Annotated in this window: 22 protein-coding genes; all 22 read left to right on the forward strand. The window is 45.1% G+C overall.

Features of this window, described 5'->3' with window-relative positions; translation table 11 throughout:
* The 22 genes from ABXR35_RS07760 (at position 1) to ABXR35_RS07865 (ending at position 26976) form a co-directional block, all read left to right on the forward strand.
* Positions 1–2064: a DUF8727 domain-containing protein gene (locus tag ABXR35_RS07760; RefSeq protein WP_367057777.1), complete on the forward strand. Its 2064-nt coding sequence runs from the start codon at positions 1–3 to the stop codon at positions 2062–2064.
* Positions 2048–3880: a DUF2357 domain-containing protein gene (locus ABXR35_RS07765; protein ID WP_367057780.1), complete on the forward strand. Its 1833-nt coding sequence runs from the start codon at positions 2048–2050 to the stop codon at positions 3878–3880. The genes ABXR35_RS07760 and ABXR35_RS07765 overlap by 17 nt, the downstream gene beginning before the upstream one ends.
* Position 3881: 1 nt before the next feature.
* Complete coding sequence (locus ABXR35_RS07770; RefSeq protein WP_367057783.1) at positions 3882–4277, forward strand: hypothetical protein; 396 nt, start codon at positions 3882–3884, stop codon at positions 4275–4277.
* A 239-nt stretch (positions 4278–4516) separates the two neighbouring features.
* On the forward strand, positions 4517–5473 hold the full coding sequence (locus tag ABXR35_RS07775; RefSeq protein ID WP_367057786.1) for a hypothetical protein: 957 nt from the start codon (positions 4517–4519) through the stop codon (positions 5471–5473).
* Between the two features lie 248 nt (positions 5474–5721).
* Entirely contained in the window at positions 5722–6279 is a 558-nt protein-coding gene (locus ABXR35_RS07780) for a hypothetical protein (RefSeq protein WP_367057789.1), read from the forward strand.
* A 166-nt stretch (positions 6280–6445) separates the two neighbouring features.
* A complete protein-coding gene (locus tag ABXR35_RS07785; RefSeq protein WP_367057792.1) occupies positions 6446–7126 on the forward strand; it encodes a response regulator transcription factor in 681 nt (226 codons plus the stop codon).
* Between the two features lie 27 nt (positions 7127–7153).
* Entirely contained in the window at positions 7154–8938 is a 1785-nt protein-coding gene (locus ABXR35_RS07790; RefSeq protein WP_367057795.1) for a sensor histidine kinase, read from the forward strand.
* Positions 8931–9500 (forward strand): hypothetical protein, encoded by a 570-nt coding sequence (locus tag ABXR35_RS07795; protein WP_367057798.1) that lies wholly within the window; start codon positions 8931–8933, stop codon positions 9498–9500. The genes ABXR35_RS07790 and ABXR35_RS07795 overlap by 8 nt, the downstream gene beginning before the upstream one ends.
* A 450-nt stretch (positions 9501–9950) precedes the next feature.
* Positions 9951–10082 carry a hypothetical protein gene (locus ABXR35_RS07800; RefSeq protein WP_367057801.1) on the forward strand — a complete coding sequence of 44 codons (132 nt, stop codon included), beginning with the start codon at positions 9951–9953 and terminating at the stop codon, positions 10080–10082.
* Between the two features lie 263 nt (positions 10083–10345).
* Positions 10346–11329 (forward strand): ABC transporter substrate-binding protein, encoded by a 984-nt coding sequence (locus ABXR35_RS07805; RefSeq protein WP_367057804.1) that lies wholly within the window; start codon positions 10346–10348, stop codon positions 11327–11329.
* A 152-nt stretch (positions 11330–11481) separates the two neighbouring features.
* Positions 11482–12495 (forward strand): FecCD family ABC transporter permease, encoded by a 1014-nt coding sequence (locus ABXR35_RS07810; protein ID WP_367057807.1) that lies wholly within the window; start codon positions 11482–11484, stop codon positions 12493–12495.
* Positions 12492–13532 carry a FecCD family ABC transporter permease gene (locus ABXR35_RS07815; protein ID WP_367057810.1) on the forward strand — a complete coding sequence of 347 codons (1041 nt, stop codon included), beginning with the start codon at positions 12492–12494 and terminating at the stop codon, positions 13530–13532. The genes ABXR35_RS07810 and ABXR35_RS07815 overlap by 4 nt, the downstream gene beginning before the upstream one ends.
* A 26-nt stretch (positions 13533–13558) precedes the next feature.
* Positions 13559–14377 (forward strand): ABC transporter ATP-binding protein, encoded by an 819-nt coding sequence (locus tag ABXR35_RS07820; protein ID WP_367057813.1) that lies wholly within the window; start codon positions 13559–13561, stop codon positions 14375–14377.
* Entirely contained in the window at positions 14349–15146 is a 798-nt protein-coding gene (locus ABXR35_RS07825) for an IucA/IucC family C-terminal-domain containing protein (RefSeq protein ID WP_367057816.1), read from the forward strand. The genes ABXR35_RS07820 and ABXR35_RS07825 overlap by 29 nt, the downstream gene beginning before the upstream one ends.
* 398 nt (positions 15147–15544) lie before the next feature.
* Positions 15545–16609, forward strand: coding sequence for an ATP-grasp domain-containing protein (locus ABXR35_RS07830; protein ID WP_367057819.1), 1065 nt, complete (start codon positions 15545–15547; stop codon positions 16607–16609).
* Position 16610: 1 nt separating this feature from the next.
* Positions 16611–17960 (forward strand): diaminobutyrate--2-oxoglutarate transaminase, encoded by a 1350-nt coding sequence (locus ABXR35_RS07835; protein ID WP_367057822.1) that lies wholly within the window; start codon positions 16611–16613, stop codon positions 17958–17960.
* Entirely contained in the window at positions 17960–19402 is a 1443-nt protein-coding gene (locus ABXR35_RS07840; RefSeq protein WP_367057825.1) for an MFS transporter, read from the forward strand. The genes ABXR35_RS07835 and ABXR35_RS07840 overlap by 1 nt, the downstream gene beginning before the upstream one ends.
* Positions 19371–21269: an IucA/IucC family protein gene (locus ABXR35_RS07845; RefSeq protein WP_367057828.1), complete on the forward strand. Its 1899-nt coding sequence runs from the start codon at positions 19371–19373 to the stop codon at positions 21267–21269. Before ABXR35_RS07840 ends, ABXR35_RS07845 begins: the two co-directional genes overlap by 32 nt.
* Before the next feature lie 5 nt (positions 21270–21274).
* A complete protein-coding gene (locus tag ABXR35_RS07850; protein WP_367057831.1) occupies positions 21275–23065 on the forward strand; it encodes an IucA/IucC family protein in 1791 nt (596 codons plus the stop codon).
* Positions 23062–23838 carry an HpcH/HpaI aldolase family protein gene (locus tag ABXR35_RS07855; protein WP_367057834.1) on the forward strand — a complete coding sequence of 259 codons (777 nt, stop codon included), beginning with the start codon at positions 23062–23064 and terminating at the stop codon, positions 23836–23838. Before ABXR35_RS07850 ends, ABXR35_RS07855 begins: the two co-directional genes overlap by 4 nt.
* Entirely contained in the window at positions 23835–25127 is a 1293-nt protein-coding gene (locus ABXR35_RS07860) for a type III PLP-dependent enzyme (RefSeq protein ID WP_367057837.1), read from the forward strand. The genes ABXR35_RS07855 and ABXR35_RS07860 overlap by 4 nt, the downstream gene beginning before the upstream one ends.
* Positions 25078–26976 carry an IucA/IucC family protein gene (locus ABXR35_RS07865; RefSeq protein ID WP_367057840.1) on the forward strand — a complete coding sequence of 633 codons (1899 nt, stop codon included), beginning with the start codon at positions 25078–25080 and terminating at the stop codon, positions 26974–26976. Before ABXR35_RS07860 ends, ABXR35_RS07865 begins: the two co-directional genes overlap by 50 nt.
* Positions 26977–26978 lie beyond the last annotated feature (2 nt).

Here is a 26978-nt window from a genome sequence, read left to right on the forward strand (position 1 = left end):
ATGATAGATATTAATAAAACATTACGTTCTCAACTCCAAGAGTCTAATTCAAATTATATGCTAGGTGTATTATCAACTGATCCACTAACTTTCCCTAATATAGGAACCGAAAGAAACGAGTCAGTTACTTTTACAAAAACAGGATACAATATTTGTTTTTTTGTTAATCCAATTAGCGCTCAGCCAACACCAATCAATGAATTGGACAGTATTCTTCAAGAGAATGGGATATTATCCACTGTTTATATTGGGTTTGAAGAATCATTCCCTCGAAATCTTTTACCTCTAGAATCTACTTACAATAGTGATTATCAGAATAAATTGCAAAAAATCAAAGAAATTTTAACCGGAAAAATAATAGTTTTCCGACCCAAAATAACAATCAATAATGAAGGTAAAATCTTCAAAAATATAGATATAGTTTCTTTGGAAGATGCTAATATAACTCAAAATATGGATTATCTTCCTGTTCCTTTAATCAAAGAAAAAGAAAAGTTTGAGGTTGCACTTACTAATTCTGAATTATTACTTCTACAAGATTATTATCACACCATGCTCCCACCAGTCCATGCTTTAAGTGAAAATCAACTCTATTATTTTGAAGGGGAATGGAAAAAAGTTCCCGGGAAGAAAAATGGTTGGTTGTATACTTCTTCAAAAACAGCACAGTTAATAAACATTAATGCTCCAGAGTTAAGAAGCCATCAAGTTGTTGCAAGTCCTAATAACCTGGTTTTCATAGAAGTCGATTATATTCTAGGGTTGCAAGAGAGGTTTCAAAATGAAGGGATTGATGTTTTAAAAGAAGATCATAGTCAAGGAGATGTAAATAATAATTTGATAATAAATAAAGTTTCAGATGAGAAACATAAAACAGATGAACAATATTTTTCAAAAGACAATTATTCTAACTCTGATGCACAAAAACTTGAACAGCAATTTTTAAATGATTTACAAAAAAACGCACTTTCAAAAAAATTGTGTTATAAAAAAGAAGATTTAATTAATTTTCATATCAGTGTAAAAACTAATCCTATAACAATTTTGTCAGGAATGAGTGGAACGGGAAAAAGTCAATTAGCATTGTTATATGCTAAAACATTAGGATTGTCCAAAGAAGAAGGGACATTGTTAATGCTACCTATTAGTCCGTCTTATACAGAACCAGAAGATTTGATTGGTTTTCATAATTCAAGTACTGGTTTATATATGCCTTCCGAAACGGGATTAGTTGATTTTTTAATACATGCAAAAAATGAGACTAATAAAATGCATATGGTGATCTTTGATGAAATGAATTTGTCTCAAGTAGAATATTGGTTTGCACCATTTATTTCTTTATTAGAAATTGATGAATCTGTAAATTATAGAGAGTTAAAACTTTGGAGTAAAGATACAGTTTGTCATAATGCTTCTAAATATCCACCCTCTATAAATATTGGGAACAATATTATTTTTATAGGTACTGCAAACATGGATGAAACAACTAAAGATTTTTCTGACAGGTTGTTAGATAGAGCTAATATAGTTACGCCACAAAAAATGAAATTTGTTTCTCTCCAAAAAGCATTAGATGATAATGAAGAAAACTTTCAAGTAAAAGAAGAATATATAGAGTTATATCGTACCAAATATCGATCTTGGAATTTTAGTAAAGATGCTTGGTCAGCTTTTAATGAAAACGAGTTAGAATTTTTTGACAAACTCCATGACATAATACAAAAGTATGATCGTCAAAAAGGTGTATCTTTCAGAGCGCTGGAAAGAATAGGAATGTATTTGAATAATATACCGAAAGACGAACTAGGGAATTACACCATACAACGTTCCGATGCAATTGACTTACAAATCAAGCAAAGAATATTAACTAAAATTAGAGGTTCTTTTGAAAAGATTAATAACTTAATAGGAACTATGACTTCGCAAGAATCTACACCACAAAATAGCGAGTTATATGATTATTTTATGTTAGAAGAATCGCAAATGATTAGTCATTTTAATTTAACTATTGAAGAGATAAGACGAAAGTCAAGGGAGTTGAGTATTAATGACTACACTTCCTAGAGTGAAAATTTATTTGAAAAAATATAGTAAAGCCCCTTGGGTTTATAAACAGGATTTAAAACTAGAATCACGCACCAGCCCTGTAATTGATATAATTGCGTTTAAAGAATATGAAGGGATACAGTTGGAGTTTTTATCATCTGATCCTGAAGATCTTATGTTGGTAGAAGTCCCTAATGGAGAACCTTATAAAGAATTTCAAGTTGGTGACAAGAAAATATTAACTGAGACAAGAAATGATGAAGATATATTAGTGCCAGGGGACTATTTGGTAATAGTTAAAACTAAAAAAGAAACTTATGAATCACTTTATCGGATTTCACCTAAAAACATGGATTGGGATAGACTCATGAACTTACGTGACTATCTTGAAAAAAAAGTCATGGGTTTATCTCACAATTTATTGAAAAGTCAAGGCGGGAGTCTTGAAACGGAATTTGAACATGCTCCTCATATTTTGATGATCTATCAGCATATCAAAAAAAACTCACCAAAGTTATTCCGTTCCATAGAAGATATCTTGAAAGATCCAATCAAGAGCGTAGTACAAAACTATAGACAGAAGAACTATTCAAGGAAGCCTGATATCAAAAGCCAAAGATGGTTGTCTCGGAAGGGTTCAACCAAAAACGCTAATCACATAGTGCCTAATTTCTTTTTTGAAAAACACACAGAACTCACTGAAAATAATTTGGAGAATCGTTGGGTTAAACACATTTTAAAAGTAACTAAACAAAATCTTAATAAAATCGATAGTCTTTATAAGTTAGAAAACACACTTAAAAAAGAAAATCTATATAACAAAAATAAGGAAATAGAGGGTTATGAAAATCGTATTAAAAAACTAAATAATTCTTTGGGTTATGATGGTACAAAAAAAGATCTTACTAAATTAATAAACCGGGGGAAAGAAGAGTCAAAATCTATATTAGATAATCTTTTGAGGATAGAAAAAAATTCTTCGGAAATTGCTAAAATCACCTCAAAAATATCTCGTTATGAACAAGAAACATTTTTGGGTAAGATTGATGGTTTTAAAAGTGATCGCAAAGTATCAGTAAATATATTCAAGGATTCTAGGTATAATACGATTTACCGATTTTACAAACAAATCGAATCTATAAATCGAAAAACTTCATCAGCTAAACAAATTACATTTCCTTATAAAAGAACATCTTTGTTATTTGAGTATTATGTTTTATGTTTATTAATTGAAGTAATTCAAACAAACGATTTTGATTGGATTAGTGGTTGGTTAGCCGATAATAATGATCCAAGTCTTGGGATGAATGAACTCATGGCAGGAACTCTTCTAAAGTTTGAAAATATAGAGCGAGGTTTCTCAATTGAATTAGCTTACGATACTCAAATACTTCCTAGTAATTCGGAAAATAAAAGTTACTTTCAAGCGAATAATAATAGAACTCCGGATTTTAGAATTGCCATTTATAATAAAGAAGGTATTTTTATTGATGGGCTAATTTTAGATGCTAAATATCGCCATCACAAATATTTATGGAGTGATAGTGAAGAGAACGATGTTATGAGACAATTAAATGATTATCTTAGAATATGGCATTATAATTCTGTTTCAGATAAATGGAATCGCGAGGCAATACAGAAAGTGATAGCGATATATCCCAAACAAGATGGAGTACCTTCTTATTTTGAGAAAAATTCCAATATGCTTTCTTTTTTACAAATTGAACCCAGCGATCCTGATAGCGATGATGAACCTTTTGGCTATAGAAAAATGGAAGAGATAATTAATAGATTCTTAATGAAGTCAACTGTTTCCGAAATGGAGGAGAGATAATTTGAATAATGCTGAAGACTTACAAAATTTATTAAAAAAAGAATACTTGAAAGGTCCAGAATTTAAAATGGATAATAAAGTAGGCATAAATTATTATTCAGGAGATTCAGAATCTGTCTTTTATGAGTTGTGGGGAAAGGAAGAAATATTTCAAATAATTATTCTGAAGCCCTCTGTAAATTTATATACTACTAAGTTTGTAGGTAAGAATCATCTTTTGATTCTGCTTGTTGTAGAAAACGATCAAACTATAGGAGGGTTTATTTCTTTGAAAGATGAAGTTAAAAATCAATTTGTAGATATTTTCCCGAATTTAGACGAGAATAACGTTTTTCAATTGTCGGAATTATGGAATAACTTTGTCATAGATCATTATAATGACTTATTACAAAAATAACAGTTATAAAGCTTTGATTTAATGTTAAAAAACAGCGTATAATATAAATTATACGCTGTTTTTGTTTTAAAGGGATTTATATTCACTGTTCGACCACTTTCCTTGCTTAAAAAATCGATTTTCAGCCCATTGTATTGCTTCAGTCAAATATAATTGGAATGAGATTCCAGTCTATACTAACCATCTCATTTTCGATCTTGATTATTTATTCTCTATAAAAGTTATTACGGAGGAGACATATGCAAAAGGATATGCTTAAACATGGGCTCCAGATCATCGCTAACTGCAAAAGCAAAACAGGTGATATTTGGGAGGCGCATTTTGGAGTTGCTGCAATTGCTGCTTATTTCTTTATCCAAGAAAATCATATCCCTTCCACAATCGCGGATACAATTTTTATACAAGCACAAGCCATGCTGGATTATCACTCATCGATCGAAACGAATGCTTCCATAGCAGAAGTGAAGATATCCGAGGTGGAGAGTGCTCTTCTACAATCATTGCAATTCGTGATGGATGATTTGCATTGGGTAGGGCATAATGTGATCTACACGGCATTGAGTGTAAAGGCGATTCGGGAGTTGGGTGAATGGGGAACAAGTTCCGACATAGCAGGCATTTGCACATTAATCGAATCCTTCCGCAAAACCATTCCCGGCAGATCGTGGCTCGGTTATTCCGCAGCTCAAGTGAAGCGATTGGAGATTACAGAGGGTGATGCTTTCCCGACAATTACCAATGCGAAGCAGTTGTCGGAGTTCGTTGTAGGTGAATTGTCTTACTTTGAAACAATCTATAGAGCAGAAGCGCATCATGATCTAATTGGTCATATGTTGACCTTTTCGCATAGCTTGAATATTCTGTTTGATCTTGGGTATGTGGAGTATTTTGAGCGTGGGCTTCCAGCATTATTGAAATTGGTCAAGGTGCTGAGGGCTTCGCAGCATCTTTCATCTCAATCCTCTATCCAACTGTATTCTTCTGTAGATCAATTGCCGCTCGTGAAAGCGAAGCGGTCGGAATGGTTACCAGCGGAAGAGCAATATTGGGCTACGGATTTTGCAGAGGTGGATTGGGATTTTGGGCATGTATTCAAATTTCCGTTTAGTTTTTATAATCACCTTCATAGAATCGACGCTTACGCGCCGAGCGCTATGGAGAACTTTCGCTATATTATCTATTCTCCAATCGAATAGTAAAAACTAGTAAAGATAATCGCGACAGCAAGATGCGAAGCTTTCGTGAACTCAAAAGCGGCAGATAACTACTGGATCAAACCAGTTCGTGTCTGCCGCTTTTTTCATATTCTACTTAGGAGCATTCCATTCACGAAAAGCATGAATACAACACAAGAATATGTTGAATATACACCCTATGTACACCTGAACTACACATCGCCTATCTATAATAAAGTCATACCAAACAACATAGGAGGTCATTCATTATGAACAAAATATCTCGTAATCTTATGAGCATCACACTGGCAGGAGCTGCATTGGTTGCAACATCCTCCGCTATGACAGCAAGCGCAGCATCTATTACTTACAGTTCATCACCGGATACAAGTTACGCTAACGCTATAACAGAATCTGCGGTTGCTCCTCAGGAAACGTCAGGAAGCACCAAGGCGACACTAGAAAGATCGATGAACAAAACGACGAACAATAAATATGAAGTGGCAGGCATCGACGACCCCGCTGTTGTCCAAACTTTCTTTGTGAAGCTGCAACAAGCAGTGAAGAAAAATGATAAAAAGACCGTTTCGACATTGGTTCATTATCCACTACGCGTAAACAGCGATAGCGGAACGTATTCTTTCACTACACCAGAGCGATTCATCGCCAAATACAATTCGATCATCACGCCAAAAGTTAAAAAAGCAATTGTAAGCAGCACTGAAAAAGACTTGTTCGCTACATGGCAGGGCGTGGCTACAGAAGGCGGAGACGTATGGATGGGTATCTTCAATACCAACATGGGAATCGAGGCAATTAATAAATAAGTCGTATAGAGTGACAACTATCGTTTTACAGATCCTGCATAGATAGAACCGTTTTAGACTGATAACGGAATCCATTTTGATACTCTGCCGCTGTGTTTTGACAGCGGCTCTATCTGAATGTAGCATGTAAGGGATATTAAATCCGACACATACGGAGTGCATAGAGATGAAGAAAAGTATTTTGCTGGTCGAAGATGATGTGCTGATGCGCGAATTTATGACAGATTATTTTAAAAAAGATGATTGGCATGTGCTGGAAGCTGATAATGGTCGTGAAGCCTTGGAAATGTTCGAGCAGCATGAATTGGATCTGATTGTGCTGGATATTATGATGCCCGAGATTGACGGCTGGTCTGTCTGCCGCCGTATCCGCAAAATGTCTGCGATTCCAATCATTATTATTACTGCTCGAACGGATGATGATGATCAGGTGATGGGTTTTGAATTGGGTGCAGATGAGTATGTAACCAAGCCGTTTAGTCCAAAAGTACTTGTGGCGCGTGCGACGGCTTTGCTAAAGCGAACACAAGGGACACTCGGACGTGAAGGGGATACGCTTGTTTATGCAGACGGTCAGTTAAAGATAGACAAGCGCGCCTATACCGTGCAAGTGAACGGTGAGAATGTCAGCTTAACGCCTAAAGAATATAGCTTGCTGGATTTATTGACTCGTCGTTATGGAGCGGTGCTAGATCGGGATGAGATTCTTACCGCTGTCTGGGGTGCGGATTATTTTGGTGATACCCGTGCAGTCGATACTCATATCAAAAAGTTGCGTGCTAAGCTAGGGGATGAAGGACGACATATCCGTACGGTGATTGGAGCGGGATATAAGTTTGAAGTGTAATGTAAAGTAGAAAGAGGGACGGCGATTGTGAAAAAAAGGGGTATTGTATTCAAGCTGTTTGTCGTCACATCCGCCGTGACCATCGGCATATTCGCTCTTATTTTGCTGGCGCAGGGATTGTTTTTTGAGAAATTTTATCAGACGGTCAAGGTGCATGATCTGGAACAGAGTATGCGCTCTTTTGGTAAACAATATGCTGAGCAGGGTGAGGACCCAGTCGCATCAGCGCGTATATTGGGGCAGTACAGTAACGAAAACCATGCAGCACTTGCAATATATGATAGTGATCTGGAGCGGCGTAGTTTGAACCCGTATTTTATAACTATACACACCAATGATCGTGACGTTTCACTGCTATTTTCCTCTTTGGGAACGACGATTCATGATGTACCACCTAACTTGCAGGTGGGTGCGACCTTGACGGTGGATGGCATGTATATGGATCAAAAGGATACCATAATGCAGCCTTCCATGTTGGAGCCGGAAACAGCGGAACCGGAGCAGGGAGCGACCCGCATCCGAGGTACTATTACTGATTTGCTGCTACCGAAGGGACAGGAGCTTAGTCCATTTTATACGAATACACTGGTCGATAACGCATTCAACGATTGGCGTAATCATAGCATGGACACAGGTCAACAAACCGTTGCTGAGCTGCAAGCAGGGAAGACCATTCAAACCGAATGGACGGACAACTGGAGCGGTGTAACGTATGCTATGATTCTGATGCCGGTAAGCGGAGAGGGGAATCAGGTAAATTATGCGCTCTCGCTGTCGTCATTGCAGCCGGTTGGAGAAGCCGCTGCTTTACTACAGCGCTACTCGTATTATCTAGCTCCGATCATTGCGGTCATTTTGCTGCTGCTGTCATTTGCGTATTCGCGCTTGTTGTCGCGACCATTATTACAGCTAAGTCGAACGTCGGCACGAATGGCACAACTGGATTTTCAGCCAATTTATCCTCGCACACTACAATCTCAAGATGAATTCGGTGAGTTATCCCGTAATCTTGATACCCTACGTCACAACCTTGATGCTGCACTGCGTAAATTATCCGAAACGAATGAAACACTCAGCCATGAAATGGAAGAGAAAACGCGAGCTGAGCAACTGCGTAAAGAGCTAATCGCCAATATCTCACATGAATTAAAAACACCACTTGGCATCGTCAAAGGCTTTGCCGAAGGATTACAGGACGATGTTGCCGCAGATAAGCGTGAGCGCTATGTACAACTAATCATTACCGAAACCGACCGCATGAATGCGCTGATTATGGATATGCTTCAGCTATCACGCTTTGAAGTGAAGGCGGTCAAGCTCAAGCAGCAACCGATGGATATTGTGCGTCATATTCAAGCGTTGTTGCATTCCTTTGCTCACCAATTGGATAGTCGCCATTTACGAGTGATTACATCCGGTGATCAAGCGCTCTGGGTAACAGCAGATCCAAGACGGATAGATCAGGTGCTGTTGAATTTGATCAGCAATGCCGTTCGACATACTCATGAGGGCGGTACGATTACAGTGGCTTGGCAGACGATCAACGATACAGAAGTGGAGATTGTAATCGAGAACGAAGGGGATCATATCCCTGCGCAGGATCTAGAACGAATCTGGGATCAATTTTATCGGGCAGAGCGTTCAAGAGATCGCAAAACGGGTGGAACTGGGCTGGGACTAGCGATTGTGAAGCATATTTTTGAATTACATGAGAGTCAATATGGAGTGACGAATACAGAACATGGCGTGGCGTTTCGTTTTACATTGAAACAAGCGGCGTCTGATATAGAGATGAGGGATAAGGATGAATAAAATGAATATTCCAGCAGCCTGTGTGTTGCTGGCAGGCATTGTATTACTGAGTGGTTGCGGAAAGCAGATGGAGAGCACGAACGCTGGATCTTCCACAACAGCTGCAGAACAACAAGGAACGACGAATGCTTCACCATCATCGAGTGAATCGGCAGGGGCGATAGCTGATACAACTACTAATCAGGAATCGACTACAACAAGCGATGATTCTGCCAGCTCAGACGATATTCTAATGATTATTGATCAGTCCGAGCTGCCGATCACCAAAGGCGGTCTCACGTATTGGGTCGAGAAATTGCCCAAAGGGTATACGCTGACTGGTATGCGGTGGGATGGCAAAGGCAAGCCGATTGTCAGCACATTTGAACAATCAGTAGAGAACGAAACGAAAGCCTCAGAGGGTGTAGATACGGGAGAAGGATTTTATGTAGGTGGTACTTCTGGCAACCAAACTTTTATATACGAGAATTCTAGAAAAGGTGAAAAAGGGACGTTATCGTTTACCTTTACCAATGATGCAGGCAAGCAGCTGACATGGAAAAAAGAGATTACCTTAAAATGATTACGAATGATCATGATGCAAATGCTCTGTCCGTATAGAGGGACAGAGCATTTTGGGGCGAGTAAACAAACAATAATTGTTTGTTTACGTTCTCATTCTGTAGAATAGGCGATTGTATCCAAATAAAGACGATGATTGAATCCAAATGAATCAAATTCTCTGCGATATATTTGCTATATAATAGAAGGAATTTTTCTAGAGAAGTACTACGATGGTGTGCTTTCCCCATGTTTTGAGTGGTGAAATATGCTTCGATTTTATAGAATTTACATACGATTTGTAATAGACATTTAGCGTTATAGGACCGCTTGCAAGGAAGGTTGATGCAGTTCCTTATTGTTATATACGGAGAAGATTGAATCAAACATAAACAAACACATTCATGCTGAACTCAAATTGACCGAACCAAAACCTCATTTCCTGCATATAACTAGAAAAGGAGGTGATACGATGAATCAATCTTTATCCAAGGAACAAGCGCAAGCCTTATTTGAAGAACATTCCTCATACATTTTTAAATGTTTATTTTATGTAAAAGAAGATAGCAAAGCCATCATAGTTTACATAAAAATAGTTATGTAAACTATGATGGCTAAAATAGGTTTTTGCTCAAACTATCCTATTCTCATTGAAAACATCAGAAGCTTACATCTATGACTTTTCCGAACCCCTATCGCTCATTTCTCAACACCTACAAAACCGCAATACCGCATGTTTCGCTTACATACTTACCTATATCTCTCTAAATACGGAAATAAAGCGCTTGAAAAAAGTTCCTGTTTCTACTACAATTACAAACGATAATGATATTCAATATCAATTAACAGTGTAGGGGGAACTAAATCATGTTCAGGTTTCAAAAATCGGTAGCCGGAATGATGGCATTGTTATTCGTGCTGATCATGCTGGCAGGCTGTGCTTCCGGTACAAATAAAGGGGAATCCGCTAACGCTTCTGCTCAACAAGGTAGTAGTACAGAAGCTTCGGCAAACACGCGCGTCATTAAGCATGCAATGGGCGAAACAACCATTACTGGTACGCCAAAGCGCATTGTGACGCTATATCAAGGAGCCAATGATATTGTTGTATCTCTGGGCATCAAACCCGTTGGCATTGTAGAATCATGGGAGCAACAGCCAGTCTACGATTATCTGAAAGCCGATCTCGGTGATGTGCAGCAGGTAGGTCAGGAAACTCAGCCGAATCTGGAGGAAATACATAAGCTCAAACCGGATTTGATCATTGCGACCAAAACGCGTCATGAAGACATTTATGAGCAATTGTCGCAGATTGCTCCAACCATCGTAACAGATAAACTGTATGACTGGAAAGAAGGCGTCAAGCTTATTGGGGAAGCATCCGATCATCAAGATCAGGCAAACCAATTGCTGGCAGATTGGGACAAACGGACAGCTGATTTTAAACAAAAAATGGGCGACCGTTTGCCAATCGTTGCGAATATTATCAACTTCCGTGAAGATGAAGTTCGTGTCTACTATCTAAGCTATGCAGGTATGATTCTGAAGGATCTGGGCTTTACAAGACCTGCCGGACAGAACGATGAAGACTGGGGAGCGGAGTTGACGACCAAGGAAAGCATCCCTGATCTCAATGCAGATATGATATTCAACTTCAACTATGACAAAGGAAGTCCGGAAACGGTCAAATTGTACAATGACTGGACCAGCAGTCCCCTTTGGGCCAATCTGGATGCTGTGAAGAAGCATCAGGTATACCAAGTCGATGAAATTCTGTGGAATATGGCAGGCGGCTACAAATCAGCGAATCTGCTGCTGGACGACCTGTACAAGCAGCTCAAATTAAATTAAACATGTAGAAATACAAGCAAATAAGGGGACTGTTCGGACGGTGCATAGGGCGATGTTACTTACCACCGGACGGACGCCCTTTTTTTCATGACATGAAAGTAGGGTCCGAATTGCGATTTGGATTGGAGATTATTACATGAGAGAGTGAGTCTATGTTTCCGTTATGTAAAACGTATCAGTCTAGACTATTGGGAATTCTATTGCTGGCGATGGTCTGTATCGCTTCAGCTATGGCAAGCATGATCTTCGGACGAACGCCGATTACGATGAGCGATCTAATCCATGCGTTTACCCAGTACGATCCGCAATCCATTCCAGATGTCATTTTGAAAACAGAGCGTTTGCCGCGTACCTTGATCGCTGCTGCTGTAGGGGCGAGTCTGGCGGTCGCTGGTGCGATGATGCAGGCATTGACACGCAATCCGCTCGCTTCGCCTAGTGTATTCGGCATTAATGCTGGTGCTATTTTCTTTATTGTGATTGCGATTGTTGTGTTTTCTATTCGCTCGTTAACGTCCCTGATGTGGTTTGGATTCGCTGGAGCAGCGGTATCGGCGATTATTGTATATATACTCGGCTCAATCGGACGTGATGGCTTGACGCCAATTAAGATCGTATTGGCAGGTACGGCAATGACGGCATTATTTTCGTCCTTTACGCAGGGGATTCTTGTGTTGGATGGTACAGGCTTACAGGATGTATTGTTTTGGCTGGCGGGTTCGGTCAGCAATCGGTCCTTGGAGATGCTGTATCCAGTGCTTCCTTATATGGGGCTTGCGGTAGTCATCGCGCTAGGTATGGGACGAGCTGTAAACCTGCTGCTCACAGGTGATGATATTGCGCGTGGGATGGGACAAAATGTACTGCTCGTCAAGCTGTTGATGGGTCTAGTAACCGTGCTGCTTGCTGGAAGTGCTGTGTCGGTTGCCGGTGCTGTCGGTCTGGTTGGTCTAGTAGTTCCGCATCTAATGCGCGCGCTGGTCGGCAATGATTATCGCTGGCTGGTACCGTATTGTCTGCTTGGCGGCGGTATTCTGCTGCTGCTATCAGATGTGGTTGCACGGCTGATTATTTCTCCATCCGAGCTACCGCTTGGCGTGATGACGGCGCTGATTGGCGGGCCATTCTTCATTTATATCGCCCGCAAGGAGGTAACCCGGATATGAAAAAGACCTTTGTACTGCGTAGCCGTGGAAATGGCTTCTCTATACAGCTGGATAAGCACTCGCTCGGTATCATACTGATTCTTCTGCTGCTTGTATGTATAGCTGCGGTTCTGGGTACCAGTCTGGGGAGCGATTGGATATCGCCGCTAGATGTGGTACGAAGCATTCTTGGTTTGGATAACGGGGACAATGATTTTGTTGTATTAACGCTACGTTTTCCAAGGGTACTACTATCGCTGCTGGTCGGGCTGGCGCTGGGCATGTCCGGTGCTATTTTACAAGGCATTATTCGCAATCCGCTGGCTTCGCCGGATGTGATCGGCATTACGGGTGGTGCGGCAGTGGCGGCAGTTGGATTTGTCACGTTATTAGGCGGTGCAATTAGTATTAAAATGCTGCCACTGTTTGCGATTGTCGGTGCGTTAATAACGGCGTTGATCATTTATATATTGGCTTGGAAATCGGGCGTAACACCGATTCGATTGGTGCTGATTGGGATCGGAGTATCAGCGATTACTGGCGCGGCGACAACCTTTATGCTGATTATTAGTCCATTTTATACAGCAGGGCAAGCGTATGTGTGGCTGACCGGCAGCATTTATGGAGCAACATGGACGGATGTGAATACGATCTGGCCTATACTGGTTATCGTTATTCCAGCAGCACTATGGCTAGCTCGCAGTCTGAATGCGCAGGAGTTCGGTGACGATCTGGCGACTGGTCTTGGTGTAACAGTGCAGCTACATCGACTGCTACTGATCGGATGCAGTGTACTACTAGCAGGAATCGCGGTAGCAGTAGCAGGAACGATTGGATTCGCTGGTCTGATGGCACCGCATATTGCTCGTCGTTTGGTCGGGCGCATGTTTGGCAGTTTGCTGATCGTGTCGGGATTGATTGGAGCATTGATTGTGTTTGCCGCTGATCTGATCGGGCGTACGCTGTTTGTTCCGCTGGATGTACCAGCAGGTGTGTTTACCGCTGGGATTGGAGCACCGTTTTTCTTATATTTGCTATTCCGTAATCGTAATCAATAGTCATATCTGCCAGAGGAGGAATATGTATGAGTATACTAGAAGCCAAAGAGTTAACCATCACGTATGGCGCGGCTCCTGTGATTGAAAATCTAAATCTAACCATTCCATCTGGGCAAATCACGGTGCTGATTGGCAGTAACGGCTGCGGCAAATCAACACTGTTGCGTACGATGGCGCGCCTGCTCAAGTCGCGTTCCGGCTCAGTGCTGCTGGATGGTGAGGATATTGCACGCTTGCAAACCAAGGAGGTATCGCGGCGCATGTCGATTTTGCCACAGGGACCGACAGCGCCGGAAGGGCTAACAGTGAATCAGCTAGTGCGGCAAGGACGTTATCCGCACCAGAGCTGGCTCAAGCAGTGGTCTCGTGAAGACGAACAGATGGTACAGCGGGCGCTACAAGCGACCCGTCTTACCGAACTGTCAGATCGTCCGGTGGATGCACTGTCGGGTGGTCAGCGTCAGCGCGCTTGGATTGCGATGACACTGGCACAGGGAACCGAAACGCTACTGCTAGATGAACCGACCACTTATCTGGATATGACGCATCAAATCGAAATTTTGGATTTGTTATTTGAGCTGAATGAGCATGAAGGTCGTACGATTGTTATGGTGCTGCATGATCTGAATCTAGCATGTCGGTATGCGCATCATATTGTGGCGGTACAAAATCGCAATATTTTCGCACAAGGCAAGCCGGAGGAAATTATCAATCAAGAACTAGTACGGCAGGTGTTTCATATGGAGTGTGAGATTGCAGTCGATCCGCTGTTTGGCACACCGCTTTGTATTCCACATGGAAAGGGGCGACGTCTGCATGATCCAGCAGTCACATCACAGATTTGAACCGCATGAGCTGGATGTATTGACCTCACAATATCGGCTGGCATTGGAGCCGGGGCAAGACCCGTCATTTTCGCTTCCTTGTCGGGAACTACTGAAACCCGAACGGAGCCAGCCCTATTTGCAGCGGGTCGCGGGCATTTTTGAAACAGATTCGATGACAGCGAATGTATCCCTTTTTGCCAAGCGGTATGCCTATTTGACGATTGCTGCGGGGTTGTTTGCTATGTCACGATATAACAAGGCACTGGATTTGACGCTGGAAAATTGTACGCTGGATTCGTACCGTAAGGGTGAGGCATGGCTTCCACGCGTGCTGCTGCATGATCTATCGGTGACGATGCCGGAGCCAGAGCAGCGCCATGTTTGGCGCGATGAACTGATCCGGCGTATGTTTGCCGATAATCTGGAAAGAGTCTGGTCAGCGCTATCACGCGATACCGGAGTGTCAAAGGCGGTCTTATGGGAAAATACGGCGATTTATATGTACTGGCTATACGAAAACTCGTTTGTGGAAGGAGCCAAAGGTGAGGAGCTAGCACGGATAGAGGAGGACTTTCACTATCTGCTGCATGATGCACCAGCGGTATTATTTGGCGACCGTAAAAATCCGCTACATACCTTCAACACGCCGAAGCGCACCACGATGGTATCTGAAACCCCGATTCGTGTGCGGAAAACATGCTGCTTGTATTATCTGGCGGCGGATGAGCCTGATGATTATTGTCCTACCTGTCCTAAGTTAAAGCATGGAGCGGCAAGCTGTATATAAGCGACTGCCGTTCTAGCGTTTCATTCTTTTATGCAGAGACATCGATTCCTCATAGCTTTGCAAGTACGTTATGGGGAATCGTTATCGCTGTACAAGGTTTTTAGAATGCAGGATGTCGTGGAATTCTAATATAAGAACAGGATCGACACAAAACAATAATATTCGATAAACAGCGATTTACCGCACATCCAAGTGCGATTGCATCCTTTTACAAAAAACATATTCCTCTATTCAGCAGTGTATGCCTATTTTGCTGTCGTTTTCTTCTATAATCCATAACTTTCTTACATTTCCTAAAAAGTTGATTGTTGACAACTATATCACGCATCTTATAAGATAGGAATCGTATGAATGATACTGATAATCATTATCATCTTAGAAAACGGAGGAGATATGTTGTGCATGTTACAGAAATGCAAAATCTGCAAAATCGGTTAATTGCGAAAGCTGCCGATGAGCTGGGAATACAATGCGAGTTGCTGATTCCGGGCTGCGAGGATTTTTTGCAATTGAGGAAGCAGGATGTCAGCATTGTCATTAACAAGACTCGCTCCCACCGCTTGCCGCTTATGTCAGGATTACTTGCCAAAAATAAGCAGGCTGCGAATCAGCTGCTATCACAGCAAGGATTACCTGTACCTGCTCACATCGTACTCAGTGATAGTGATAGGAATGAACAGGCGTTATCGTTTCTGGAATCTGTATCGGCAGCCGGACAGTCGTTGGTGGTCAAGCCGCTGGATAGTAGTGGTGGCAATGGAGTAACCCTTGATGTACGTACACAGCAGCAGTTGGCAAAGGCAATGAAGGATGCGTCGGCATTCAGCGAACAGATACTGCTGCAACAGTATGTACAAGGCAATGACTACCGAGTACTGGTTATCGACAGCAAGGTAGTAGCAGTGACGGAATATTCACCTGCGTATCTGGTTGGTGACGGTCAACGAACGATTGGAGAACTGATCGACGATCTGAATCGTCAGCATCTGAGGCAAACTCCGATTGGTCAGCTGACTCTGTTCCATAAGCTACAGCCGGATGATCCGTCGATTGTGCAGTCTTTGGCAGAGAAGGGATATACGCTTGATGCTGTACCAGAAACAGGCTGCACCGTTACGCTATATTCGCTGCAACATACCGAGATTGATAAGGTGAGCGAGTTCTCGCGTGATTGCACAGATGAGATTCATGCCCACAATCAGGCACTTGCCATTCACGCCGCACAGATTCTGAATATCGACGTCGCTGGCATCGACATTCGCTGCAATGACATTTCAATTCCTTTAACTTCCGATTGTGGCGGTATATTGGAGGTGAATGCACTGCCGGACTTTGTATTTCATGTCTATCCGTATGAGGGGCAAAGTCGGGATGTAGCGCGTCGATATGTAGAATATTTATTTCATCAACCAGTCAATGAACCCGTTGCAACGAGTTCAAACCTACAAAGGAGTGTACATTGATATGTCACTGGAATTACAAAGTCGGTATTTGAAAATGCAGGAGCAAAAGGAATCGAATGCACGCGCGTATCCACGCCATTTCCCGCTTGTGATCAGCAAGGCGAAGGGCATCATGGTGACCGATACGGAAGGACGGCAATATTACGATTGCCTTGCCGGAGCAGGAACGCTGGCGCTGGGACATAATCATGATGTGGTTATTGAGGCGATTCGGGAGGTGCTGGATCAGCAGATTCCTTTACATACGTTAGATCTGGCGACGCCGCTGAAGCTGGCGTTTATGGAGGAACTGTTCTCGCTGTTGCCAGTGGAGATGAGGGATCATTCCAAAATTCAGTTTTGTGGACCAACTGGGGCGGACGCAGTGGAAGCAGCGATCAAGCTAGTGAAAACAGCGACTGGTGGGCGTTCGATTCTTGCTTTTCAGGGCAGCTATCATGGCTCTACACAGGCGACGATGGCGATGAGTGGCAATCTGAGCAAGAAGCAGCATTTGCAAAGTTTGCTGCCGGATGTACATTTCCTGCCATTTCCGTATGAGTATCGTTGCCCGTTCGGTGTAGGTGGCGAAATGACAGCACAGCTGAGTGCGCAATATATCGAGAATCTGCTCGACGATTGTGAAAGTGGTATTTCCGCGCCATGCGGTGTGATCGTGGAAACAGTGCAAGGCGAAGGCGGAGCGATACCAGCGAATATCTACTGGTTGCAGGAGCTGCGCCGAATCACGGCAGAACGCGGCATTCCGCTGATCATTGACGAGGTACAGACGGGATTTGGACGTACGGGAAAAATGTTCTCGTTTGAACATGCAGGGATTGTGCCGGATGTGATTATCTGTTCCAAAGCGGTCGGTGGCAGTCTGCCGATGTCGGTCATTATGTATCGCGATGAGCTTGATCGCTGGCAACCGGGAGCGCACACAGGTACATTCCGTGGCAATCAGATGGCGATGGCAACGGGGCTGGCAACTCTTCGTTATATCAAGAATCAGCATGTAATGGACAATGTGCGCGAACGCGGACAGCAGATCATGAACCGGTTGCGCAGTCTGCAAGAGAGTGTGCCTTCGCTTGGTGATGTGCGGGGTCGTGGCTTGATGATTGGCGTGGAAATTGTCGATACTACAGCTGCCGTCGATCGGCTGGGTCATTATCCACCGAGTGGTAAATTGGCAGAACAGATTCAACAGCGCTGCTTTGCCAATGGATTGATCATCGAGGTAGGCGGACGGCATTCGTCAGTGATTCGCTTCCTACCACCGCTCGTGATCAGCGAGCAGGAAACGAACAAGGTGCTGGAGCTGTTCACTATGTCGGTGCATGAAGCGCTGGCGGAGTACAGACGCTAATGTCACTCCTTGGTCGGCTGCGACAGCATGCAGTGCTAGGATCGATTCTGATTGGTGCTTTTTCACTCGTACTGACGAATAGTGCGTTCAATGTGCTGTTACCTTATTTTGTACAGTATTACGATGTATCTACATTGACGGGTGGTTGGATTATCGCTCTGTATATGCTGGCGATGACATTAACGATGCCAGTCGCTTCATTGATCGTAGATCGGCTCGGTCGCAAGCGTACGTACATGCTAGGTATTGTGCTGTATGGGTCCTTTTCCATTCTCGGTGCGCTGTTCTATCCGTATGTAGCGGTCATGCTGGTGGTGCGATTTGTGCATGGTGTAGCGGCGGGGCTAATGATTCCGCTATCGTTGGTGCTGCTATTTGACTATTATGGCACCGAGGTACGGGGGCGTATTACCGGAGCATGGGGCATGCTGCTGATGATTGCTCCTGCAGTCGGTCCCACATTGGGCGGAATTATTATTCAATTTGGTCGATTGGATCTGCTGCTATGGCTGAATGTGCCGTTTGCGATTGGAGCGCTGATCTGGTGTGGGCGATATATTCAGGTGTACGAACCGGCACGACGTAAGTCGGTGCAGCTATCTAGTCTACTGTTGATGGTAGGCGGAATTGCGCTGCTTAGCTTCGGCATTCAGCTGCATGCGTCGACATGGCTGCCTGTCTGGGTACCGTGGCTAATGCTGGCAGCCGGGCTATCTTCGCTGGTCATCTTCGTTCGAGTGGAGAATCGACGTAGTGAGCCAATGATTCGGTACGGACTACTACGGCAAAATCGGATCTTCGCGTGGACGGTATTCATCTCTACGATTCAGGATTGTGTCATGTTCGGGGCGATCTTCGCACTGCCGCTGTTATTTCAGCAGGTGTTTGGCTTATCACCGTCATGGTCAGGGATGATGTTTTTGCCGACGGCGATTGGTACGAGCCTATTCATGTGGATTGGCGGTACATGGATGGACAAAGGGCAATCGCGCCGCTTTATCGCTTGGGGCGCATTGCTAGTGACGGGGACGCTGATTTCCTTTGCTTGGCTGCCGCACATGACAGTGACGATGGCAGTTCTGGTCATTGTTGTGCTGATGGCTCTACGCGGGATCGGTATGGGCTTGTCCGGTATGAGCGTATCGGCGATTGGGCTACAAGCGTTACCTGAAGAGGATATGCACGAAGGCTCGGCACTGGCGACCACACTGCAACGATTGATCTCATCGTTTGCGCTTATTATATTGACGCTCTTTTACGATGCGCGTTGGCAGATGCTGATGACAGCCGGGCAATCGGCAAGTGCGGCACAGTGGGCGGCATTGCGAGAGATTTTTCTGATTCTCGGCGGGCTGCTACTATGCACGCTGCCGGTTATTTTAACCATAACAAGAAAGAAGGTTGGCATCATTGTTGAAGATCATAAGCAAACCACAGCCTGATTGCTTGCATCAAGCCGGTCAACATGCCTGCAAGCTGTTGCTGAACTGCTATATTCGCGAATGGAGAGATCAGCGTCCTCAGCAGATTGTAGTGGATGAAGCAGCTATGGCAGCTGTGATCCGGTTTCCTCATAGCGGCATGATAGTCAAGGCAGAGCTGGCGTATTATTCGGCAGTCGGCGAGCATGAATATGCGTCGCTGTTGTGGTCTAGCGATGGATCAACAGAGAAAGTAACGATGGAAAAGGCAGCATCTCAGCTGCCAACGGAATCGTCGTGGATAGATGAAGCGACATCAGGTAAATATGTGCCTGCACAGGAGTCGGCATTTTTCCCAACACATCAATCAGCTGATGCTGATGAGCAACCATCCGCATTGAGTTATGATCAGCTACTGCGTTGGATGATTGCAGAGCTTTCTGCCGCGCAGAATGTAGAGATAGATGCTGTGCAGCAGTTTATGAGTCGAGTCGATAACAGTGTGCGCAATATGGCGCTGTATATGCAGCACGCGCAACGTAAACAGAATGAAGTTCATGACTATAGAACGTCGGAACAGGGGCTGGTGTGTGGGCATCCATTTCATCCTTTTCCGAAAAGCACGGTTGGATTTCATTCAGAGGACAAGCAACGGTTTAGCCCGGAGTTAGGAGCTTCCTTTCAGCTGTGTTATATGGCAGTGCATCGGGATTGCTATAGCACAGAATGGGTGGACGAGCAGACAGAAATTCAATTTACACAAGCATTGGAGACGCTATTGCAGGATATACTACGTACACAGTCTGACCGTATAGCGGATGATTATGCGCTGCTGCCTATGCATCCTTGGCAGTATGAGCATGTGCAGCAGTTACTGGATGTACAGCAGTATATAAAGCAGCGGCTACTGATTCCACTGGGCGCCGCTGGCCCGCTCGCTTATCCAACCTCTTCTGTTCGTACGGTATATGTGCCGGATATGAACTGCAATATGAAGCTACCACTGAATATTCAGATTACCAATCTAACGCGCAATAACAGTCAGGAGCAGATGCAGCGAACATTGGAAGCAGCACGTTATGTGCTAGATAGAGATGGTTTTGCTGACGAGCAGGGTACACATATCGCTTATGAAAAAGGGATCGGTACATGTACGTTTATAGATGAGCAGATTACGTGTCTATTCACGGTAGCGTATCGACCGATCACGTTCGATCCAGCATGTACGTATGTGTTATCCAGTTTGGTAGAAAGTCATGTTCCGGGCGGTATGTCTCGATTGGTGAAGATGCTAGAGGAACAGGTTCAGAAGCAGGAATCAGCTGAAGCAGAAGCCGAGCATCATCCTTCACAGATGCTTATCCAACAGGCAGAGCGATGGTTACAGAAGTATTTGGAGCTGTCCTTGCTGCCGATTGTGCGGATTGCCGAGCGAGAAGGCATTCATTTTGAAGCCCATTTGCAAAATACGCTAGTAACGCTGTATGAAGGAATGCCGAAGCAGTTTATCCTTCGCGATCTGGAAGGGGTTAGCGTAGAGGAGCAGCATGGGCGACAACATCTACTGCAATCAAAGCAACCTCAGTATCTGTTCTACGATCAGCAATCGGCGCGGAATCGTACGACGTACTATTTTATCGTGAATCATCTTGGTTCGCTGATTCATGTGCTAGCACGGGATACGGGATGCCGGGAGCAACATTACTGGCGCATCGCGCAGGCAGTATTGAAACGAGAGTTGGAGGAGACGGGCAATAGCTTCGCTGATTACCTGCTGCAAGCAGATGCTTTTCTGGCGAAACAGAATTTGCGTAGCTGTCTGCGAGGGCATGGCGATACACCGGATTACGTATATGTAACTAACCAACTAAAGTCAACGGAGGAGTGAGCACAATGGGAACAAGCGCAGTTGTAACGACATTGCCGGATCAACAGTGGACGGCGTATATACAGGTGCAGGAGCGAATTATGCGGCAGACGCTGGAGGCGCTCTGGTTTGAAGGCATCGTATCGTATGAATGTGAAGGAGAGCGCTGGACGACAGATGGAACGACAGTGGATGGACAGAATGTTGTCTATTCCTGTATTGCAGAGCAGAAAGCCAGCTTTGGACGGGTGAAGATACAATCGGGTACGCTTCAGCGGAATGAGGAACCATGTACCGACCTGTATGTATTCCTAGAAGAAGTGGTGCATCATCGACTGGAAGGAGAGCGGGTTTCACATTTTATTCAGGAGTTGCTAGAGACGCTTGCAAAAGACAGTCAGTGCCGCGCCCAGCTACCCGCATGTATTCCGGCAGAGGATCGTCATTATGATGCACTGGAAAGTCATATGACGGATGGTCATCCATATCATCCCAGCTACAAATCACGCTTGGGCTTCTCATTGCGCGACAATGCCGCTTATGGACCAGAGTTCAATGCCGATGTGCAGCTATTCTGGGTGGCGGCAAGACGCGAATGGGCAGATACAGCATTATCGCAAGGTGTAAGCTACGAGCAATTGCTGGATCAGCATCTGACAGCGGAAGATCGGAATCGATTTGAACAGTTCATTATGGATACTGGGAATCCTGTCGATGCTTATGTACTGCTACCTGTGCATCCGTGGCAATGGGAGCATCAGATTCAGTCTGTATTCAGCGGTCAGCTGTCGCGGCAGGAACTGATTGCACTGGGCTACAGCGATACTCCTTATCGGGCGCAGCAATCGATTCGTTCGTTATCCAATCGTCATCAGTCATATGCACCCTACATTAAGCTAGCACTGCATATGACGAACACATCGACCAGTCGCATTCTGGCGCATCATACGACACAGAATGCGCCGCTGATCAGCGACTGGTTGGAGCATTTGATTCAGCAGGATGCGTATTTGCAACAGCTAGATTTTGATATTTTAAAAGAAATCATGGGCGTTTCCTTCCGCTATGCCGAGTTGCCTAAGCTGCAATATAGTAGCGCATACGGTTCACTGGGTACGATCTGGCGAGAAAATGTAAACACCAAGCTGCATGAAGGCGAAGAAGCATGGCCGCTCAATGCAGTATCGCTCATTCAGCCGAACGGCGAGTCATTCTGTGCCGAAGGGATCGCTAAGCATGGTGTACAGGTATGGAGCCGTGAGCTGGTCCGTGCGGTTGTGCTGCCGATTGTGCATCTGCTGTATGGTCATGGCATCGCATTGGAAAGTCATGCGCAAAATATCATTCTCGTGCTAGAACAAGGACTACCGAAGCGGATCATTGTCAAAGATCTGCATGACGGTGTACGTTATGTGCCAGATCAATTGCTCCATCCTGAATGGGCACCAGAGCTGCATCCGATTCCTGAAACCCATCGCAAATTTAACCGCTATTCGTTCATCCATGCGGAAACGAAAGAGGAAGTGCGGGATTATACATATGACGCCTTTTTCTTCATTTGCGTAACTGAGCTGGCATTGACGATGGAGCGATTCGGCTTACTGGAGCGTGAATTCTGGAAGCTGTGTGCAGATACGATCGGTGACTATCAGCAGCAGCATCCGCAGTATAGGGAGCGCTTTGCGGATTATGATCTGTTTGCACCGGATTCGTTAATTGAGGAAATGACCAAACGCCGCTTATATGGCGATAGCGAGCTGTATTTCCGTAGTGTGAGCAACCCGCTGCGTCAGGCACGCGACGGACAATGGTCATGAGAAATAATCTATTATTATCCAAAATTCGCGATGGACAGCCAGTATTTGGCCTATTCGTCTCGATTCCGCATCCGATCATCGTTGAAATGATTGGGCATGCGGATTATGACTTTGTGATTATCGACTGCGAGCATACAACGACAAGTATGGAGCAGGTGGAAGAGATGATTCGTGCTGCGGAGCTGGTAAATGTAACCCCGCTCGTTCGCATCGGACAGCTGGAACGCACGCATATCCTACGCTTGCTGGATAGCGGTGCGCAGGGAATTGTCATTCCGAGTGTGGAAGGTCTTGAGCAGATTGAGGAAGTCGTACAGCATATGTATTATCACCCAGAAGGACAGCGCAGTCTGAACAGCGGGCGTGCGGGCGTGTTTGGCAAGTACAACTTGCAGGAGTATGTACAGCAGGCGAATGAACAGGTGATGCTAGTGCCGATGATCGAAAGTGTCACTGGTGTTGAGCGCAGTCTGGAGATTATGAGTCATCCACAAGTGAGCTTTGTGCTGGAAGGGGCTGCGGATCTGTCGCAATCGCTGGGTGTACCGTGGCAAACGGATCATCCCGATGTGCTAGCAGCGTTGGAGCAGGTATATGAAGCGGCACGTACGGCTGCTGTGCCGTATGCGACGGTTGCAAGGCAGAAGCAAGATATGCAGCGCTGGCGGGAACGCGGTGTACATATCTTCGTCTTGGGCGATGATCGCAATACCGCCTTTCGCGCGTATCACACGAAACGAAATCAATACCGTACGTCAGGAGGGTGGATATGAGACAAGCTGTAAAGGAAGTCATACAACAGATACAGCAGAGCAGTAGCGAGCCGGTATGCGCGTATATGTATGATCTGGCGGCGATGCAGGAGCATGTACAACAGATGGTGCGAAGTCTGCCAACGCAATGCTCGTTATTTTACGCGATAAAGGCGAATCCTGATCCGCATATTATTCGCAATCTGCTACCAGTGGTAGGCGGCTTTGAAGTGGCTTCGATCGGTGAACTGATGAAGGTGCGGAAGATAAGCCGCGATGTGCCAATTCTGTTCGGTGGTCCCGGTAAAAAGGAGCATGAGTTAGAGCAGGCGATTCGTCAGCAGGTGTACTGTCTGCATGTGGAGAGTTTGTTGGAGTTGCGACGGATTATCCATATTACGCGTCGTTTGCAGGCGCAGGAGAGTTCTACGTTTACCCAGCCGACGCGTATTATGCTGCGCATCAATTTGCATTCTGACGATTTGCCGCAGACGAAGATTACGATGGGCGGACGGGCAACGCCATTTGGCTTGGACGAGGGATTGCTGGAAGAAGCATTATCCATCATGACCAATGAAGGTGTGGGAGCGGTGAAGCTGAGCGGATTCCATTTCCATTCGTTATCCAATAACCCCGATGCGGCGCTGCATGCGGAGATGGTTGGCTTGTATGTACAAAAGGCTGCCCAGTGGCAGCAGCAGTATAATCTTACACCGCTAGAGCTGATCAATGCAGGCGGCGGCTTTGGTGTGTCATATGACGAGCAGACACCGAACTTTGACTGGACGTTGTTCACCTCGCTGGTGGCGAAGTTGCCTTTGCAGGAGTTATTGCCGCAGGCACGGCTGATCTTTGAGCCGGGACGGATGCTGGTGGCGGATTATGGGTATTATGCTGCCGAAGTTAGCGATTTAAAGGTATCGCATGAGCAGAACTTTGCTGTACTGCGCGGAGGCACGCATCATAATCGGCTACCTGCATCGTGGGGTCATAATCATCCCTTCATCGTGATGGAGTCGGAGCGTTGGAGCTATCCTTGGGAACGTCCAGAGATTCGTCAGCAGGCGGTGCATCTGGTCGGTGAGCTGTGTACGCCAAAGGATCGTATGCACAGCGATGCTAGGGTGGAGCGTTTGCGGGTTGGGGATCTGATCATATTCGTGAAGTCAGGTGCGTATTGCTGGACGATCTCGCATCATGATTTTCTTGGACATCCGCATCCCGAATTTTATTACATAACGAAAGGAAGTGACGGCGATTATGTTATCCACGGTAACGACGGCAGTGCAGTCGGGCAGACGCATCGCTGAGCAGCAGATTTGCCGCGATTTGATGAATGCTTTGCTGGCGGAGCAATTTTTCCCGCTGGATGAGAGTGAGTGGGTGCAATGGGACGATGCACCGCAGGAGATCAGAGAGCGCTACAGTGAAGAGATGAAGACTGTAGCGGCAAATACTGCGGAATCTGAACATTCTACATGGTGGGTATACGTGTCTGACGAGCTGCTCTTTTTGGCGATGGATAGTATTCGGCTATGCAGAGAATGGGTGGCGAATTCACCAGTGTATGTTCGGTCTACATCAGAAGCATCGGAGCAGCTGGAATCCTCATGGCAACACCTACATGAAGCGGGAGAGATTGCGGATCGTATTCTTTCCTTGAAGCTGACTACAGACGAGTTTGCTCAGCCGGGGGTTGCCGAGTTTATTACCGGTATCCGTACGGCTGTACAACAATTGTCACTGAGTTTGAACCCGGAATCATTGCAGACACTGATGGATCGTCAACCGGAATCTGCGTACGAATGGTATGTATATGCGGAGCAGGTCGCTGCGCTACGAGATCGTCCATTTCATCCATCGTCGAAGGCGAAGACGGGCTTTAGCGAGCAGGATTGTCTGGATTACGCTGCCGAATTTGGTACGTCCATTCCCCTACGTTGGTTGGCAGTTCAACATACTCATATCCAGCAGGGTAAAGAAGGCGATTCGCTCATGCTTACGGATCTGCTAAGCGATGCGGAGCAGCAATCGCTGCATACGGAATTACGATCTCTCGGTCTAAGTACAGAGCAATATATGTTGCTGCCCGTGCATCCATGGCAATTGGAGCATGTGATCCTGCCACGCTTTGCCAGTGAATTGGAGCAACGCATTCTGGTGGTTTTGACAACAGAAGTTGGTCATGTACAGGCAACGTCCTCGCTGCGTTCGATGGCTCCTAAGCAGCCCAATACTACTATGCTCAAGCTGCCAGTAAGTGTATTGTCACTCGGCGCGGCAAGGTATTTGCCAGTCGTGAAGCTGCTAAATGGATTGTCCGGTGAGCGTATGCTACGTCAGGCAGTGGAGTGTGATGCACAATTGCAGAATAAAGTATGGCTCTGTCACGAAAATCACTGGTGGGGCTACATGCCGTCCGATATGGGATTGTATGATGATCACCCGCGTCATCTGGCAGCGCAGCTACGCTTGTATCCAGAGGTACTACTGGATGAGCAATATCGCATCGTACCGATGGCAGCATTAGGTGTACAGATGAAGGATACCCACCTATTGACTGCGTTACTTGGTCGCTCCCTGTCGGCAACGGAAGCAACTACATTTTACCGTCAGTTGAGTACATTGTTCTACGATGTAGTGATGCGCTTGTTCACAATTGGTGTTGTACCGGAGATTCATGGGCAAAATTGCTGCGTCGTCTTGCGCGACGGTGTGCCGCATAGCCTGCTGTTCCGTGATCATGACTCGGTACGTCTGCATCCACCTTATACCGAAAAGCACGGTATCGCTGATCCGCAGTATCATATCCGTCCGGGCTATTCCAACAGCCTGTACAATGAAACGCTAGAAAAGCTCATTTTCTACGTGCAATCGCTCGGTACGCAGGTGAATCTGGCTGCTATTATGGAAAGTCTGAGCGAGGTGTATGGTGCAGACGAGCGGCAGCTTTGGCAGATTACGTCGGCAGCTTGGCAGCAGGCGCTGGATGAGGTAGATCTACCGGAGGATGATCGCGAGCTACTGCATCGGTGCATTTTCCAAGCAGAACAATGGCCAACCAAGCTGATTGTACGCCCGTTGCTGGAAGCGGATGGTGTACCGGGTGCAATGCCGTCAGGTAAAGGCAAAGGGCATAATCCATTTTATCGTTTGTAGGC

Origin of the sequence: Paenibacillus sp. JQZ6Y-1 (assembly GCF_040719145.1) — a bacterium.
Lineage (GTDB): Bacteria > Bacillota > Bacilli > Paenibacillales > Paenibacillaceae > Saccharibacillus > Saccharibacillus kandeliae.